Source organism: Paenibacillus hexagrammi (assembly GCF_021513275.1).
In the GTDB taxonomy this organism is placed as follows: domain Bacteria; phylum Bacillota; class Bacilli; order Paenibacillales; family NBRC-103111; genus Paenibacillus_E; species Paenibacillus_E hexagrammi.
Genome location: NZ_CP090978.1, coordinates 4788736 through 4805510 on the forward strand (window position 1 = coordinate 4788736; position 16775 = coordinate 4805510).

Genomic DNA, 16775 nt, shown 5'->3' on the forward strand with positions numbered 1-16775 from the left:
TGAATTCTTTTACATATAACGGGCTCTACTTTAAATAACTAAGCCCGGCCCATCAAACGTCCGGCTTTACGGATCAGCTTTTGCAGCGGTGCCGGGAAGTTCTGAACATCTTCCTTCGTTACAACGCGAGTTGCCATCAGCATCACCGGATATAAGACACCTGCTACAGCGCACACGATGACGGAATTGATGACCGCGTTCATTCGGTACCAAGCAAATGGATGAATATTTGCGTTCGTCAGCCATTCGACGCTTAAACCCACCGCAGCGATTACAATAACCGTCAATGCGATGCCTACTGAGCGTCGTCCGAGAATCGTGAAATCTACTTCTTTACGAATGGTCCGGGTATTCAGCCAGCTCATCACGATAAAGCACAGACCTGTTGAAATGGTAATTCCATATATACCAAGCCATTGGGCCAGGAGAAAGCTGCCGATCAGCTTGATGGCCAAGCCAATAATGACATGCACAATAAGCGGCCTCATGCGTCCCATACCCATGAGAACAGCACCTGAGGTCTGCATGGTGATCTGAAACATCGCACTCAACGTCAGCAGCGATATCATATGTGGTCCGTGAGCCAATCCATATGTAGAATCCTCATACCCGAAAAGCATCAAATCAAGTGGTCTCGCCGCAATACTGATCACAAGAACAGCCGGCAAGCCCGACAAAATAGCAAGCTGAAGCACTCGGGAGGTCTGGTGGCTGACTTGCTTCAAATCCTTTTGGAATAAGCAGCGGAAATAATCGGCACCACGGACTGGCTGAGCGCAATGGCTAGAATAATCGGAATCCCCGCAAGCGATTGGGCGCGAGCGCCCATAATCCCCACCAGTCCAAGAGCCTCTTTGTGACCAATTGCACCCTCAAGCAGCGGCGTAATAATGGACGTATCGATTAAATACACCAAAGGCACCATCATGGAAAAAACAACGATCGGGATCGAGAGCTTGAACAATCCGCGGTAAATGTCGCGGTATCTAGGCATAGCCCCCGTGGATGCGGGTCCAGATTGAGCTGCCGCTGTCTGCTCTCTCGCCAGCTTAGAAGCAGCTGCGTCTCGTTTTTTAAGCTTAACGGTAAAATAAATCATGACGACAAGCGCTGCGGCGCCTCCTGCTACCCCGCCAAAGGACGCTCCTGCCACCGCCCAGCCCAGGCTGACCTTCAGCAGGAAATAAGCAAGGACAATGGAGGTAATCAAGCGAAAAATCTGCTCGACAACCTGAGAAATGCCGTTAGGCATCATGTTTTGCCGTCCTTGAAAGTAACCGCGCATAATGGCAATCAGCGGAAACATCAGCATCGCCGGAGCAATGGCACGGGTCGCTAGTGTAGCATCCGGACCCCCGTGGGAGATGGTTTCCGCATAAAGCGGCGCACCTATGTATAGAAGCAGCGTCATAAAAAGGCCCGCGCCAATAGCGAACCAAATTGCGGCTTTATAAATCCTCGCAGCTTCGGCTTGTCTGCCGAGCGCGTTTTTCTCCGAGATCATTTTGCTTAGCGCACTGGGAATGCCCGCAGTCGCGATGACCAATAACGCGGAATAAAGACTGAATGCGATGGAATAACTGCCATTGCCAGCATCCCCAAGCAAATGTACAAGCGGGATACGCTGAAAAACGCCGAGAAACCGCGCTACAAGCGCGGCCACGGTGAGAATGAGCGTCCCTTTTACGAGTGAATCCTTTGTTTCCTTTGTCAACGTCCGTTCCTTCTCTCTTATTTACCTTGAATTGTTTCAAGCGGCTTGTGATTGCCGTAATAATGTCTTACGCCATGCACGGGCGCGGCCCACTTGATGCCGTTCTTAATGACTTTGAGCACATTGGCGTTATAATATGTCGGATGAGTTTCATGCCCGGGCCGGAAGTAGAAGACTTTGCCGTTCCCTCTGTGATAGGTGCAGCCGCTGCGGAACACTTCTCCGCCCTCGAACCAGCTGATGAAGACCAGCTCATCCGGAGCCGGAATGTCAAAATGCTCACCGTACATTTCCTCATGCTCAAGCTCGAAATACTGATCCAGCCCTTCTGCAATCGGATGTGCGGGATCGACGACCCAGATTCGTTCCTTCTCATTGGCTTCTCTCCACTTGAGATCGCACGAGGTGCCCATCAGCCTCTTGAAGATTTTGGAGAAGTGACCGGAATGCAGAACGATAAGTCCCATCCCTTGAAGCACTCTCTGCTGAACGCGGTCCACGATTTCGTCTGCGACTTGGTCATGCCCCATATGACCCCACCAGATGAGCACATCTGTGCCGTCCAGCACCTCTTGGGTCAATCCGTGCTCGGGCTGCTCAAGCGTAGCTGTGCGGACCTCAAACGCTCCATCGGCAATTCCTTCTGCTATCGCATTATGAATGCCTTTGGGATATACCTCCTGAACTTCCTTGTGAGTCTGTTCATGCAAATTCTCATTCCATACCGTAACCCGTATCATGCCTACAAAAGCCTCCCTATTCTTGCCTAGCTGACAAAACGCTATGTTCAAGTTAAGTTAGTGGGCGAAGATCCAGATAAAGAAGACAGCGATCATCCCTAGCTGCAGGATAATTTTCACCAAGGTACTGGCAAAAAAACCAAGAACGGAGCCGATCCCCACTTTAAAAGCTTGTTTCCAGTTCGTTCCTATGATGATTTCACCAAGAACAGCTCCAATAAAAGGACCGAGAATCAAACCAAAAGCCGGAATGACGAACGGACCGGCAATCAAGCCAATCGTGCTTCCGATTACAGATGCCTTGGAACCGCCAAACTTCTTAACCCCCAGTGCGCTTACCGCATAATCCGCCACAATGATGATCAGAACGGTCAACGTTTGGATCAGCCAGAACCAAATACCGAATGGCTCAAACCCGATCATAAAGCCATAGACAAAAAAGGCTCCGTAGATCGCCAGTACACCGGGCAGAACCGGGTAAACGGCACCGACCATTCCCACTACAAATAATAGGATAACCAAAATCCAGCCAGTCACTACCATGTGGAGCAACTCCCTTTACTCGAATTTCGGAAACGGTATGTATTGTCAAGCAAAACAATCATCATTTCGACGCATAACCGTCTAATCGTTACTTGAGAATGACCTCATGAATGATCTTCGCTACAGCATGTTCTTCATTGGTTACGGTCGTCATATCTGCAATGCCTTTGACACGCTCCTGCGCATTACCCATTGCCACGCCAAGCCCCGCAGCCTGAAGCATCGTAATGTCATTCTCGCTGTCGCCCATAGCGACAACCTGAGACATGGTGATGCCCAGCAGTTTGCATACGGCTTCTAGTCCGCTCGCTTTACTGATTCCCAGAGGATTCAGCTCAATATTGCAAGGATGCGAGTTGGTGATTTCGAAGACGCCCCAGCTCTCCGCCGTTTGGCGAATTTTCTTCAGCTTCGGTTCGTTTTCCGTATAATAGCCGAATTTCAGCCATTGGTGGCTCTCTAGGTCATCCGGCCAATTATCTCTGTTGAATACGCCGTCTACCGCGTACGCCCACCACCAGGAATCCAGGTCGATGGCGATACCGTGCAGCTTCTCTACGAGGTCTGCGGACAGGAGCGTTCGCTGGTGCAGCTTACCCGGGGCTTCCCACACTTCGCTGCCGTTCACCGCTACCATCGGGGATTCCAGACCGAGCTCTTCTACGTAAGGTAAAGCGCTCTGTACGCCGCGTCCTGTTGAAAAGATGACCGTTACACCAGCTTCGATCGCCGTGTGAATGGCTTCCTTATTCGGCTCGCTGATTTCTTTCGCTTCGGTCAGAAGCGTGCCATCCATGTCGAGCGCCAGCAGTTTGTAGTTTCCCATACACTCCTCCTAATGGGAGGGAGTGTGTGCTTAGGGATAAAGAATGACCACTACGAGCTTCGGTAATTTCCTCCAATCGCTGTTGTAAACAGGTTCCTTGAAATAATATCGCAGTAGTTAGAACCCGTTTACAAAGGCGACCGCTGACACTTTTCCGAAAACCACTGAGCTCTCCGTTGGCGCATTCGATGAAGCCTTAAGCAAGACTCCCTCCGTATCTCTCGCTTTCTTAATGAGCAAAGACCGCCTTCTTCGGCAGCTCTTCCATATAAGTCATATGCCACAAGGCAAAGATGTAGATCGTCCAAATGCGGCGCGCGAAGTCTCCCTGCCCATTGCGGTGCTTCTGGAGCATTTTCTCAACCGTGCCGATGTTGATGTAATCCTCGATGCCGCTGGCTTTGATTTGCTCCAGCAGCGTGTCACCCATTGGACCGTGCACCCACTGCCGAAGCGGCACCGGGAAGCCAAGCTTCGGACGGTTCAGGATGAAGTCCGGGATGATGCCCTCCATCGCTTTGCGGAAAATGTACTTGGTCGTCCCGTTCGCGATGCGGTACTTCGCCGGAATGCGGCGGGCGACTTCATACAGCTCCTTGTCGAGAAACGGCACGCGGAGCTCCAAGGAATGAGCCATCGTCATCTTATCGGCTTTCATCAGGATATCGCCCGGCATCCACAGGTTCATATCGATGTACTGCATTCGGCTGACCGGATCCAAATGCTTCGTCATGTTGTAGTAATCCGCAGCGATCTGCTGGGGATTCTTGTACGCGCGCAGCATCTCGCTGTCCAACCGCAGAACCTCGGCCTTCATGTCCTCGGTGAAGATTTTCGCGTTCCCGAGGAAGCGCTCCTCCAGCGGCGTCGTACCGCGCAGCAAGTAGTTACGTCCGGAGATGCCGCTCGGCAGCACTCTGGCAAAGCGGTTCAGCATCCGCTTGATCGAATGCGGCAAACGCTCGATCGGAGCCAGCGACAGCGGCTCGCGGTAGATGCGGTAGCCGCCGAACAGCTCGTCAGCGCCCTCGCCGGACAGCACGACGGTTACGTGCTCGCGCGCCAGCTGAGCCACGTGGTAGAGGGCAATCGCCGAAGGATCTGCTACCGGCTCATCCTGGTGCCAGACCGCTTTAGGCAGCGTGTTGAAGAAATCATCACGTGTGATGATTTTGTCATAATGCTCCGTACCCAGCGCAGCAGCGGTCTGAGCCGCGATCGGCGTTTCGTTGTTCGGCCCTTCAAAGCCTACCGAGAACGTACGGATCGGTTCGATGTTGCGCATATGCGTAGCAATAGCCGTCGAATCGATACCGCTCGAGAGGAAGCAGCCGCGCTCAACATCGCTCACCATATGGTGGGCGACGGAATCTTTCAGCTTCTCGCGAATTTGTTCCACATATTCATCGAACGGACGGTCTTCCGGTTCGAACATTGGATCCCAATACTTATGTATAGACATATCCCCGTCGAAAGTAACCTTCACATAATGGGCCGGAGGCAGCTTCTGGATGCCGTGAAACATCGTGTTGGGCTCAGGCACATATTGAAAGGTCAAGTAATTCAGCAGGCTGTCCGTATGAATCAGACGATTCATCCCTTCGGCTGCCAGCAAGCTCTTGATTTCGGAACCAAACAGGAATTGACGGTCATTGACATGATAATAAAACGGCTTAATGCCGAAATGGTCGCGCGCTGCGAACAGCTGCTTCTTCTTTTTATCCCAAATCGCAAAGCCGAACATGCCACGAAGGTGCTTAACGCAATCCTCACCGTACTCCTCATACATATGCACGATGACTTCTGTGTCGCTATGTGTGCGGAATTGATGACCGCGCCCCTGCAGCATGCTTCGAAGCTCTTTATAGTTATAAATTTCTCCGTTAAATATAATCCACACGGAATCATCTTCATTGGTTAATGGCTGATGTCCTTCCTGGATGTCAATAATAGACAATCTGCGAAAGCCTAGTCCGACGCGATTATCCGTCCAAAATCCGGAATCATTCGGTCCTCGATGCACGATCACATTCGTCATTTGCTCCAGCATTGGAATGGACGGTTCTCTATCTTCAAAATACACTACACCTGCAATACCGCACATGGTGATACTCACTCCTCCACACCAACATCATTTCTATCAGTCGAACTTTCGATACATTAGTATACCATACCTGCCGACCATACTGGAAATAGAGATGGAGGAGTGTGCGGGACGTTTTGAATCGACCATCCTTCATTATAAGAACATAATCGTAATGATCAGACGCTTGAGCGAAGACGAAAGCCGGGTTCTTTTCATCATTACCGCCTCCCTTTCCCTGACGCATAAATGTTTGCTGAAGGCAACTTTTAAGATAGTTGGTACTGTTGTACCGGTTACAACGATGGTTCGCTTACCTGCTTCATCTTATGCTGGTACATGCCCGAGCGTGCTGTTATCCTCGAAAAACGTACATCCGAAATTCCAATAGAGACATCCTTACATAGTTCGGGGCGCAACTACAAAAAAATCGCGGTCCATGCAAAACGCATAGCCGCGATTTCCCGTTTATTCGATTACCACGGCTTCTTACCGCCGCCGAGCTTAGTCAAGATTCCATCATTGGCTTCATCATATGCCTGGAAAATTTTTGCTGCAATCGGAGATGCTCCATAGCGTCCGAAGCCGCCTTCCGGCACAACAACAGCTACAGCGAGCTTAGGATGCTCCACCGGCGCGAACGCGATGAACACCGCATTTTCAACCGTACCGCCCGCTACCCCTTGCGTGGATGTACCTGTTTTCCTAGCTACGTTGAACGGCAGATCATCAATGCCTTCCGCTCCGCTCTTCATACCATGAATGATTGTGTTCCAGTCGCTATTGTTGGAGAATTCCCCGGTTAAGTCATTGAGCACTTCCGGTTCGAATTTCTTCACTAAATCCCCTTCATACGTCCGGATTTCGTCCACAAACAGCGGCTTCATCCGCTTGCCTCGGCTTGCTAGTGTAGCAGCATACTGCGCGAGCTGAAGGGTTGTCGTTTTCTCATTCTGCCCCCAAGATGCGTAGACCATCGCGGATTGATAGCTATCCTTCTTAGCATTCCTGATAAAATCGTTCGATCCGGTGTTTTCATTCGGAAGTCCGCTTCCGGTTTCGACGCCAAGACCGAACTTTGCAAGATATTCCGCCCATTTATCGGTGACGGCCTGATTTTCTCCCCCAAATTTGTTATAGAAAGGAATACCGACCATAGCAGACATGTACGTATTCGAGGAATGTTCAATAGCACTCGAAGCATTCAGAACGCCGTATGGGTGACTGTCGGAGTTTCGGATGGTGCTTGCGCTTCCTGTCTTACCAAAGCTGAAAGAGCCGGAATCGTAATACGTGTCAGAAGCAGCGAACAGCTTTTCCTTAAGTCCGATTAGTACAGATAAAGGCTTAATCGTAGAGCCCATAAATACGATTGAGGAAGGATGCTTGGCGTTTTCTTTTTCCGTCGGGTACTTGGCTTTTGCAGTCGTTATGGAACCATTGGCGATAAATGTTCCGATTTGATCATAATCGCTTTGCAAGATACCCCCAGTCCAAACGTTGGAGTCATAGTCCGGGTAATTGGCCATCGTAACCACCCGGCCTGTATCGACCTCCATAGCTACTGCAAAGCCAGATGCTGCTTTCGTTCCCCACTTCAAGTATGCATCACTGTTATTTGCGGGATTGGTCAAATATTTAATATGCTCCGCAATAGTCTTCTCTGCAACCTTCTGAATATCTTTATTGATCGTCAGGTACAAGTTATTCCCTTTGACAGGCGCAGTAATGGTTGCTCTACCGATAATTCTCATTGCCGCATCTACCGGATATACCTTGCTTCCATTGGTTCCCCTGAGCTCATCCTGGTACATCCGCTCGATTCCATCAAAACCTACGTTCTCCGAGCTTAGATACTCTTTGCTATTCGGGTTATCCTTGTACATGTCCTGAGAGGTTTGATTGTTGTAGGACTTCAAATAGCCAATTAACTGTGTAGCAATCGTTGTATTGTCTTCTTCCTTCTCATACATCCGAATACTTTCTTCATTGACTTCCAGCCATTTGTACACATCGCGATGCTCCAGCAGGTAGGCAATCTCTTCCTGGGAGAGATCCGCTTTGATTCGCCGCGGCACTTGATAATAGCTAGGGGCTTTCGTTTCCTTCTTGTCAATGTCATAGCCCAAATCCATGGCCAGCACGACATCTGCCGGGGTCAGCTTTTTCGCATCCGGCTTGCCGTATTTGTTAAATACGTCATTGACCAAGCTCGTCGCTAGCGCAATGACTTCATCTTTGTTTTGCTGCCCTGGCTCAATCCGGAAAAATAAAGACTGAATCGGAATCGTATAGGCAAGCGGAGATTTATTGGAATCATAGATATTACCGCGAATCGGTGCGATCTTCGTCGTTGTATTGGTGTTAGTATTCTCTGCTGCCTTCAAATCCTTCGCCTGCACGAACTGCAGTATAGCCAAACGAACGATCAACACGGAGAAAAGCGTAAACGTAACAAAGAAAAAGATATTAATTCGAAAGGAAAAGTGCCGCTTCTTCGTAATTTCCTGCTTCTTAGGGTCATCCATCAATGATGATGACTTCATTGCTTTCCATCCTTTCCTTGCTTACTTTCTGACTTCAAGTTCATCAAACAATTCCATCAGAGAGCGAATGCCTTGGCCTGTATGGTAGTCGTAGCGCAATATTTTGACAGCCTCGATTCCTTCTTGGTTCGGAGCCCATATATCATTGGTTTCGTGATCGCCGATATACAGCACATCCTTGGCCTCCACATTCGCCATCTTCAGCGCTAAGCGGAATATCGCGGGGTCCGGCTTCTCCAAACCAACCTCGGTAGACACAATGACAGGGTCAAAGAAATGATATACCCCCTTACTTTTCAAAATGGCTTTCAGGGTCGGAGCAAAATTGCTGATCACTCCAAGCCGGAGCCCCAGATCACGAAGCCGCTCCAAGCATGGAATGACATCGTCAAACAGTTCATAATAGGCTGGAGCTGTGTAGATATCGTAGAGTTCATGGCAGCATGCGTGGATTTCATCCGCTGTCCAAGCTTCGTGCGCATCCAGCTTATGAAGCACATATTTGTACAATTCCACCCAGAATTGACGGTCGGATTCAGGCGTACAAGCCTCAAATGTATCGGTCTTCTTCCCGTAATAAAATAGACGGAATGCTTCGGTGAACAGTTCACCGATGTGATCTTCATCGCGATCAAGCTGCGGTCCGCCAAATATTGCTTTAGTATAGCCTGAGCGGCCGGAATCATAAGCAGCGTATCCCCCGCGTCAAAGTAAATCATCCGGTATTCTTGTATTCTTTTCCCCATAAATTCCCCTTCATTCTATGTATCCGATACATAATTACTCTTTACTCTCCCTACAGTGTAACACAACTTACATGGAAGGAAAAAAGAAGCCGAACCCTTGTATAAGGTTGGCTTCTCTGGTCTATGCAGCTCATGCTTCTCTAATGTGCGTCTGATCGAAATTGGGCGGATTAAACCAGTTGCCGCCGCTTGATACCCAAGTCGAATCCAGCGGTACCCAGCGAGCGGTTTCTGATAAATATACTTCATTCCAGGCATGCGGACCATAGCTGCCCTTCCCGTCATACCCCAGCCCCGTGACCACTTTAACGTCAAGTCCGACGGAACGAGCCATTTGCGCGTACAATCTGGAGTAATCAATGCATACCCCTTTGCGCGAGTTGAAGGTATCCTCCGGTGTTTGTTCCTTCCAGATCCGATCCTCCTCGTAAAGCCTGACCTTTTCCCAATCATACTGCACTCTGGAGCCTACCCACTTGTACAACAGTCGGGCCTTGTCTTCGTCGGTGCCGGCTGATGCCGTAATTTCCTTGGCTGCATCTGAGATATTATCAGGGATTTTCGCATCCAGAACTTCATATCGCCGCTGCAAAATGTTGGTGAACTCATCCTCAACAGCCCTGGTGAATACAGGTACCTTGTCAGCGATAAAATCGCCGGTAAACGGCGAGATGACTTCTTCCGCACCCTTTTGATACATATGAGAAGCCTGAATGTAAGATGTTAAAGGGGAATGCGGAAAAAAGGTCACATAAATAAACAGCACCGCAATCACCATCAGCGAGCGAGCCAGTCCCGTTACGATGCCAATCAAGCCGCCGCCCAGCGAGCTGAAGAAAGACCTGGAGCCGTCCCGATACGCAGCATCGCGGCTAGCCACAAACAAACGGATAAGCGGGTCCGACAACAGCTGGATCCCCTGCTTGACAATCATATAACCCAATAAAAACAGCACGCCAAAGCGCAGCAGAGGAAAATCGCGCACACTGGTGACTACGGTGTAATACACCTGTTTCAAGTGCTGCTGTCCCCAGTCGGAAGCTGCAGCTGCTGCGATTTCAGCCAGGTTTGAATCAGCGGCGAAACAAGCTGCACTCCCTTCCAGGCCAAAAACATGCTAATCAGAACCGTGATCGCTTCCATCACCATGTAAATCAGATGCTTGGCCGAATTCGAGCCGCCCCGAAAAAGGCCTTGAATGACGGATCCTGCAAATATCAGCACGATGACAAGCGAAATCATATTGAATGACAGCCAGTTGTCTTTTATCAAATCTGCGATTTGGATAAGGATTCCCCTCTCATCCTACGAAGCGGCGTTCTTCTTTGCTTGCTCCACAATGGCATTAACAGCCGCATTCGCATTCATTGTGAACGTTTTCCCCATAAAGGTGACCTTCACTTCTTCAGAGCCGGCTTTTCCTTCAATTTGCAAGCTCTTGGTCGTGATCACAAACGAACCGTCCGGGTTTGCTTTAAATTTAGCATCCTTAGCTTCGTCCTTTAATGTCGTGACCGCTTTTTCTTTGATCTCATCCCCTACCTGGCTGATGACGCTAGCTCCAATGGTTTGAAGCTTATCCTTATAATTGGCACCGTATACCACGACAGCACCGACAATGACAACAATCAATATCCATTTCATGATCGTTTTTACGATCCCCATGATGATAAACAGCGCTATGATTGCGGCTACCAGCAAATACCACCGGTCCTGTGCAAAGCTGACCCATTGTTCCAATTTACAATCCCCCCGTTAGTCAAAGTACGTTCCTATCATACTACAGGGAAACGCTAATCATCATCTCTTTTTTTCCTCAATTCCTCCAGCTTCTTCCGTATCACTTCGCCTTTATCGACTCGGCCCCGTGTCCTTCGGTAGATGCTCTGCAATCGAAACATCAGCAGCACAGCCGCAACCGCGAGCAATATACGAATCAACCAATCCATGCAGGCGGCCCCCTAACGCTTCAAATTGTGTCATTTATGAGGAGAGGTTATATCTAGCGGACAAGAGGCGTACATCTAAGGAGACAAGATTCCTTCAACGATTTTATGAAAAATGGTGGTGAAACAGTTGAAAACTGCGATTTGGCTCTACCTGTTTATGTTTGTAGCGTTCTTTGATCTGCATGCGCAATATCCGATCTTGTCACCGTTTGCACTCTCTCTTGGTGCAGCCCCTTCGTTTATCGGCTTGATCATGGGTGTATATTCCATTACACACCTGCCAGGCAATCTGATTGCCGGTGTCGGCGTGGACAAATACGGAAGCAAGTTTTTCATCGTCTTCAGCTTGATTGTAGCAGGGATTATTCTCTTATTCCAATCCAGCGTCAAAGACCCTTGGCACCTGCTCTACATTCGTTCCATCAGCGGGTTTGTGCTTGCCTTCCTGTCCCCTGCCTGTCTGTCCCTGCTGGCTAGAATTGCCCGTGATCGCGTTCACCAAAGCAAGCTGATGACCGGCAACGGTCTGGTTCATACGCTCGCTTCCGTTGTTTCTCCAGCCGCCGGAGCTCTTCTTGTAGCCAAAATCGGCTTCACTACCGCTTTCTCCGTACTGGGCTGGGTTCTTATCGCAACAGGCATTCTAGCTATCTTCGGGGTAAAAGAAGAAAAAATCGTATCTTCGATCGAATCTGGGAAAAGTCCCGAAAGCCACGGTCCTATGCTGGATCACCATGGTCATGAGCTCCCGCTTGCGGAGGATAGCCCTGCGATCGCAATTCCATGGCTGTTCTTTCTTATTCCGATGGCGATTTCCTGCTCACAAGGCATTCTATTCTTTGAATTGCCGTTGATGAAAGCCTCACAGGGATCCATTTTAACATCCGGTGTCTTCTTCTCACTTGTCAGCCTTGGTGCGCTATGCAGCCTGAGCCTATGGTTCTTGAATCAAATTTCTCCATTGGTTCGTACTCTAGCGGGAAGCTTTTGTTTGGCTATCATCTTTTTCGGACTAGCGATTCACTGGCCGATTCCATTAGCTGTTTCTTTGTTCCTTATCGGAACGGCCAAGGGCGTCATCTTTTCCGGCGCTTGCCGCTCTCCTAGCGAGCATTACTAGCAGTAACCGTTATGGGCGCGTCTTCTCGATTTTATCGATCTCCCATTCAATCGGGGCTTTTTTCGGTCCCATGCTGGCCGGACAACTTAGGGATCAAATCTCTTCGTATTTCATCGCATTCTTTATTCTAATGCTTGCCTTGTCACTGATTCCATTCCGGACCTTCAAGGTGCCTGCCACGGTATAAAATATTTTAGGAAGCGACTTGCGTGCTGCAAGTCGTCAGTTTATTAGATAAAGCTGAAGTGAAGAGCTCAGTAGTTTTCGGAGAAGCGTAGCGGTTGCCTTTGACAGTTTTGTTATCACCTTAAAAGCTTCTATTTCAATCGAATAACAAAATGTCGGGCAGCAATCGGAGAAAAGCTACTGAAGCTCGTAATGGACTCTGCTTGATCGACAAACAAGCGACTTGCGTGCAGCAAGTCGTTTTTTGCGCCCACGCTGTCATTTCCCGGGAAATCAAGACATATTCTGCTTGGAATTTGTATAAAATGCTTGGATGCGTTCCCAATTGTGGTTATACTACAAAAAAAACCATCAGTGAGGGGATCAACATGTCGATAGTGATCATCGTAGAGGGAAAAAACGACAAAAGCCGTTTGAAGCGAATCGTCAATGACGACATTCTTATTCTCTGCACCTATGGAACGCCCAGCTCGCTCACCTTAGATTCACTTAAGAAAAAAGCCGGAACACGTCAGGTTTACCTATTTACCGACAATGACTCTTCTGGGAAAAGAATTCGCGGACTTCTGCGCGATACGTTCCCGGACGCTGAGCAGATCTACACTCGCAAGGGCTATGCCGGCGTTGAAGGCACCCCTGAGGAATACCTCATTCAGCAATTAGAAAAAGCAGGGCTGGAAGAGTACATTGTGTACCCAGAACCAGACCCTGCCTTTGGAGCGACCGATTATTAAATTACTTTTCTTTGGATAAGGTAATAACATCCTTCACGATGTGATCTGCGTCGAGCTCCGGATTGCCGGCATCGTAATAATTTCGCAGCATCCCTTTTTTGTCAACGAGAAGGATCGCATTGGAGTGAGAGAAATCACCATTCTTTTCTTTAATCACCATAATGCCAAAGTCCTCAGCCAGCTTCATCGTATCGGCTTCATTACCTCTCAGGAAAGTCCAACCGCCAGGAACGGGTTTGGATTCAAATCGATTACCGAACTCCTTCAGCACTTCAGGTGTATCCCTGGTCGGATCCACGGTAATGGATAGAATTTGCGCTTTATCTCCAAGCAATCCCTTATCCTTCAAAGACTCCTGCACTTGCGAAAGTAAGAATGAAGTCGGTAAGCATACATCCGGACAAAACGAGTAAAAGAAATAGACCAATCTAACCTTACCGTTCAAGTCCTTGGAGGACACGGTCTTCCCGTCAAGATCGGTTAACTGGAAATCAGGAGCCGCTTTCATCGCTTTTAACCGTTCGTCTTCCCTCCCTGCTGAAACCAAAGCTTATAAGCAAAGGAAGCAATCATTGCCACTAGAATAATACCGATAGCTAATTTAAACCAGTTTTTCGCTAAAAATGTGTTCATCTCTTCTCCCTTCTTTAACGCCTATGTATTCAAAGATAAACGACTTTGTCGTCCTTAAAGGATGAGCGCGTTTATCAAGGTTGATGCGAAGCAAAAGTATAAAACTTATACTTTCTTATTTACTACAAAGAAGAAACTCCCATGTTGCCATGGGAGTCAAGTTTGTCGATAAAGTTGAGTCCATTACGAGCTTCCGTAGATTTTCTCCGATCGCCGTTCACATTTTGTTATTCGATTGAAATCAAGGATCGTTTACTTCAGCGTGCTGAATACCATCAAGATCGATAACAGCGTTAAATAATTAATAGAGAACACGAACATCCCCTTCGCCCATTTCACTTCAGCGTCTCCGTGGGCACTAAAGCCCTTGACCGTCATGAACACCCAGATCAGCCCCATCGCCGTCGATACGAATAGGAATGTATAGCCTAGATAGCCGAATGCTGTCAGCATAACCGTCACCGGAACAAGCAAGACTACATAGCGAAGCATGCTCTTCTTGGTAATGTAGGTCCCTTTAACAACTGGCAATAAAGGAAAATCCGCCGCGCGGTATTCTTCCATTCGGCGAATGCCAAGTGCCCAGAAATGAGGCGGCTGCCACAGGAAAAGAAACAGAAACAGTAGAACTGCTCCTAAATCAAAAGTACCGCTTACTGTGCAATAGCCGATCACAGGTGGAACTGCCCCGGAAAATGCGCCTACGAAAGTGCCCCATACGGAGGTTCTTTTGAACCATGCTGTGTAGACCCATACGTATAAGAATAATCCGATTAATCCCAGAAGCGCAGCTAACGGAGAATCTGCTAATAAATAGAGCGTTCCCAGACCAAGCACTCCCAGAGTGATACCGTAGGTGAGCACGGTATTGGGCTTCATTCTTCCGCTAGGCAGAGCCCGGTTCTGCGTTCGTTCCATCTTAGCATCCCGGTCACGATCCAGATAATTATTCAGGACAGTCCCTGAAGCCATAACCAGTGCGGTTCCTACCAATGTATAAAGCAATAGCAGCCAATCTATATTCCATTTGGACGCAACCCAGAAGCCCGCGAATGCTGTCATGGAATTGGAATAGATAAGACCAGGCTTCGTTAGCTGGTAATAATCCTTCCAGGTAACCGGCTCAGCAGTCGCTTGAACCTCTGCGGCTTCCTGCGCCTCCGGAAGCTCGGACGCTTTAAGCACACCGCTTGGAGCTGTCTCGTAGCTTATTTGATTATCCACTTGAATTGCCCTCCTATATATGAAATGCGAGCAAATACGATCTTGTCATTCACGTTTCTAATCATACCAACCTAATCATCGTTTGACAATGAAACGGCCAGAGATGTCATCATTTTGTCGATTCTCATTCCAGTATGTGTGAAAAGGGCGGGAAGCATTCCATTTATAGATTAGTTTTTCGACAGTTATGCATGAAAAAAGAGCCCGAAGGCTCTTTCTCCGATTATTTATGAATAGTTAATGGCGCTAATGAAAGCAGGCTGGAACGAAGGATCACCCAGGCTTTAGTAAGCAGGTCTTGAAGCTGCCACGCGTTCCTTCCCAATACGGTTAGCATAAGTCCATGCTTATAAGTGAGGCTGGCACCATAACGGACTTCCCTCACATTCAACGCGCTCAGCTGTTCGTTTAGCCGTTCCAATTGCCGTAAGCCAATCCGGTCCGAACAGACGAATAAGCTGCCCATGTGGGTATCCGGCCCCCAACTGCCGGGAGCATCCAGCTTCATTTCCGAAGGAAGCACCTGCTGATTTTGATAAAAAATGAGCTCCCCCTCATAAGAAACCTTCAGGCGATTCGCATAGCTCTCATACTGAAAAATTTCGCCCCTCTGTGCTCTTCCTGGGCAAAGCACATCGGTCCAAACTAAGGTCGAGCCTGCGCTCGCATACACTTCCGTTTCACCTGCATAGCAAGCATCCTTATATAGCATAACAGGCTCAGGGATATATTCGAGCAAAGCATCCTGATCAAGCATGATGACCTGCTTTTGCGTACTGCCGACTCCGTCCTTAGCCGGATGAATTTTCGTAAACGATTGATTCGTTAAAAATACTTTAGCTCCTGGCCCAATCCGCCAGTTCAGCTCATAATGGTCTCCTGCCATCAATCCGGGCGAACAGTCCATCACATACACGCCAAGCTGGTCCTCGGTATTTTTATCGGGAAGAAGCGTTTCGTTTTCATATCGAAACGTCTTGGCAATCTTGAGCGGGGAGGTTTGGTATTTGCCGACGAGCTGCGTCCTGCCGCCCCGCACAGCGAATTCTGCACGAATCTCCCCGGTAACTCTAGGCATGGCTGTATTCCTGGCGCACCCAATTCACAATATCGTCGAGTCCGGTGCCGCCCATCAAATTGGAGAAAATATAAGGGCGATCGCCGCGCATCTTCTTGGTGTCCTCTTCCATCACTTCAAGACTTGCTCCCACATGGGGCGCCAGATCGATTTTATTGATGACTAGCATGTCGGAGCGGATGATTCCCGGCCCGCCCTTACGAGGGATTTTCTCCCCCTGCGCTACGTCAATAATATAGATGAAGCGATCCACAAGTTCGGGGCTGAAGGCCGCAGCAAGGTTGTCTCCGCCGCTTTCGATGAAGATCATGTTCAAATCGTCAAAACGGCTTTGCAGCTCTTCAATGGCCTCAAAGTTCATGGAGGCATCTTCGCGGATCGCTGTATGCGGGCAACCGCCGGTTTCTACACCAATAATTCGTTCTTCCGGCAGTGCCTCGGAGCGGATCAAAATTCTGGCATCTTCCTTCGTGTAGATGTCATTTGTAATTACCGCGATACTGTAATCATGCTGAAGCTTTCTTGCTAGTCGCTCTACAAGTGCCGTTTTACCTGAGCCGACCGGACCTCCAATACCGATTCGCATCGGACGACTGCGATCTGCCTGCGGTTGTTCCCAATGATGATGGTGATGCGTTTGACCTTGACACATA

The 16775-nt window shown here is 48.8% G+C and carries 17 protein-coding genes and 1 pseudogene; 2 read left to right on the forward strand and 16 right to left on the reverse strand.

What is annotated here, in order from left to right; translation table 11 throughout:
* Nucleotides 1-38 precede the first annotated feature (38 nt).
* The 12 genes from L0M14_RS31625 to L0M14_RS21660 form a co-directional block, all read right to left on the reverse strand.
* Nucleotides 39-725, reverse strand: a complete 687-nt coding sequence (locus L0M14_RS31625) for a polysaccharide biosynthesis C-terminal domain-containing protein (RefSeq protein ID WP_311198757.1) — start codon at nucleotides 723-725, stop codon at nucleotides 39-41.
* Nucleotides 722-1714: an oligosaccharide flippase family protein gene (locus L0M14_RS31630; protein WP_311198758.1), complete on the reverse strand. Its 993-nt coding sequence runs from the start codon at nucleotides 1712-1714 to the stop codon at nucleotides 722-724. Before L0M14_RS31630 ends, L0M14_RS31625 begins: the two co-directional genes overlap by 4 nt.
* 17 nt (nucleotides 1715-1731) lie before the next feature.
* Nucleotides 1732-2454 (reverse strand): ThuA domain-containing protein, encoded by a 723-nt coding sequence (locus L0M14_RS21615; RefSeq protein WP_235118635.1) that lies wholly within the window; start codon nucleotides 2452-2454, stop codon nucleotides 1732-1734.
* Between the two features lie 57 nt (nucleotides 2455-2511).
* A complete protein-coding gene (locus tag L0M14_RS21620; protein WP_235118636.1) occupies nucleotides 2512-2997 on the reverse strand; it encodes a DUF456 domain-containing protein in 486 nt (161 codons plus the stop codon).
* A gap of 88 nt (nucleotides 2998-3085) precedes the next feature.
* Entirely contained in the window at nucleotides 3086-3823 is a 738-nt protein-coding gene (locus L0M14_RS21625; protein WP_235118637.1) for a Cof-type HAD-IIB family hydrolase, read from the reverse strand.
* Nucleotides 3824-4052: 229 nt separating this feature from the next.
* Nucleotides 4053-5927, reverse strand: a complete 1875-nt coding sequence (gene asnB, locus L0M14_RS21630; protein ID WP_235122991.1) for an asparagine synthase (glutamine-hydrolyzing) — start codon at nucleotides 5925-5927, stop codon at nucleotides 4053-4055.
* A gap of 455 nt (nucleotides 5928-6382) precedes the next feature.
* Complete coding sequence (locus tag L0M14_RS21635) at nucleotides 6383-8452, reverse strand: peptidoglycan D,D-transpeptidase FtsI family protein (RefSeq protein ID WP_235118638.1); 2070 nt, start codon at nucleotides 8450-8452, stop codon at nucleotides 6383-6385.
* A gap of 21 nt (nucleotides 8453-8473) precedes the next feature.
* Nucleotides 8474-8968, reverse strand: a complete 495-nt coding sequence (locus tag L0M14_RS21640; RefSeq protein WP_311198759.1) for an HAD-IA family hydrolase — start codon at nucleotides 8966-8968, stop codon at nucleotides 8474-8476.
* Nucleotides 8969-9328: 360 nt separating this feature from the next.
* Nucleotides 9329-10207, reverse strand: a complete 879-nt coding sequence (locus L0M14_RS21645) for a transglutaminase-like domain-containing protein (RefSeq protein ID WP_235122992.1) — start codon at nucleotides 10205-10207, stop codon at nucleotides 9329-9331.
* Between the two features lie 5 nt (nucleotides 10208-10212).
* A complete protein-coding gene (locus L0M14_RS21650; RefSeq protein WP_235118640.1) occupies nucleotides 10213-10440 on the reverse strand; it encodes a hypothetical protein in 228 nt (75 codons plus the stop codon).
* Nucleotides 10441-10503: 63 nt separating this feature from the next.
* Nucleotides 10504-10938: a hypothetical protein gene (locus L0M14_RS21655; RefSeq protein ID WP_235118641.1), complete on the reverse strand. Its 435-nt coding sequence runs from the start codon at nucleotides 10936-10938 to the stop codon at nucleotides 10504-10506.
* Between the two features lie 53 nt (nucleotides 10939-10991).
* The gene (locus tag L0M14_RS21660) at nucleotides 10992-11147 is read right to left on the reverse strand and encodes a hypothetical protein (protein ID WP_235118642.1); all 156 of its coding nucleotides are present in this window, start codon (nucleotides 11145-11147) and stop codon (nucleotides 10992-10994) included.
* 127 nt (nucleotides 11148-11274) lie between these two features.
* Between L0M14_RS21660 and L0M14_RS21665 the strand changes: the two are divergent.
* Both L0M14_RS21665 and L0M14_RS21670 read left to right on the forward strand, forming a co-directional pair.
* A pseudogene (locus tag L0M14_RS21665) lies at nucleotides 11275-12454 on the forward strand (MFS transporter).
* A 367-nt stretch (nucleotides 12455-12821) separates the two neighbouring features.
* Nucleotides 12822-13187 (forward strand): ribonuclease M5, encoded by a 366-nt coding sequence (locus L0M14_RS21670; protein WP_235122993.1) that lies wholly within the window; start codon nucleotides 12822-12824, stop codon nucleotides 13185-13187.
* A gap of 1 nt (nucleotide 13188) precedes the next feature.
* Here the strand turns inward: L0M14_RS21670 and L0M14_RS21675 are convergent, their stop codons facing one another.
* The 4 genes from L0M14_RS21675 to ureG all read right to left on the reverse strand — a co-directional run bounded on the left by L0M14_RS21675 (nucleotide 13189) and on the right by ureG (nucleotide 16774).
* The gene (locus L0M14_RS21675; RefSeq protein WP_235118643.1) at nucleotides 13189-13695 is read right to left on the reverse strand and encodes an SCO family protein; all 507 of its coding nucleotides are present in this window, start codon (nucleotides 13693-13695) and stop codon (nucleotides 13189-13191) included.
* 377 nt (nucleotides 13696-14072) lie between these two features.
* The gene (gene cyoE, locus L0M14_RS21680) at nucleotides 14073-15044 is read right to left on the reverse strand and encodes a heme o synthase (protein WP_235118644.1); all 972 of its coding nucleotides are present in this window, start codon (nucleotides 15042-15044) and stop codon (nucleotides 14073-14075) included.
* A gap of 223 nt (nucleotides 15045-15267) precedes the next feature.
* Nucleotides 15268-16122 carry an urease accessory protein UreD gene (locus L0M14_RS21685; protein WP_235118645.1) on the reverse strand — a complete coding sequence of 285 codons (855 nt, stop codon included), beginning with the start codon at nucleotides 16120-16122 and terminating at the stop codon, nucleotides 15268-15270.
* Nucleotides 16115-16774 (reverse strand): urease accessory protein UreG, encoded by a 660-nt coding sequence (gene ureG, locus L0M14_RS21690; RefSeq protein WP_235118646.1) that lies wholly within the window; start codon nucleotides 16772-16774, stop codon nucleotides 16115-16117. Before ureG ends, L0M14_RS21685 begins: the two co-directional genes overlap by 8 nt.
* Between the last annotated feature and the right edge of the window lies 1 nt (nucleotide 16775).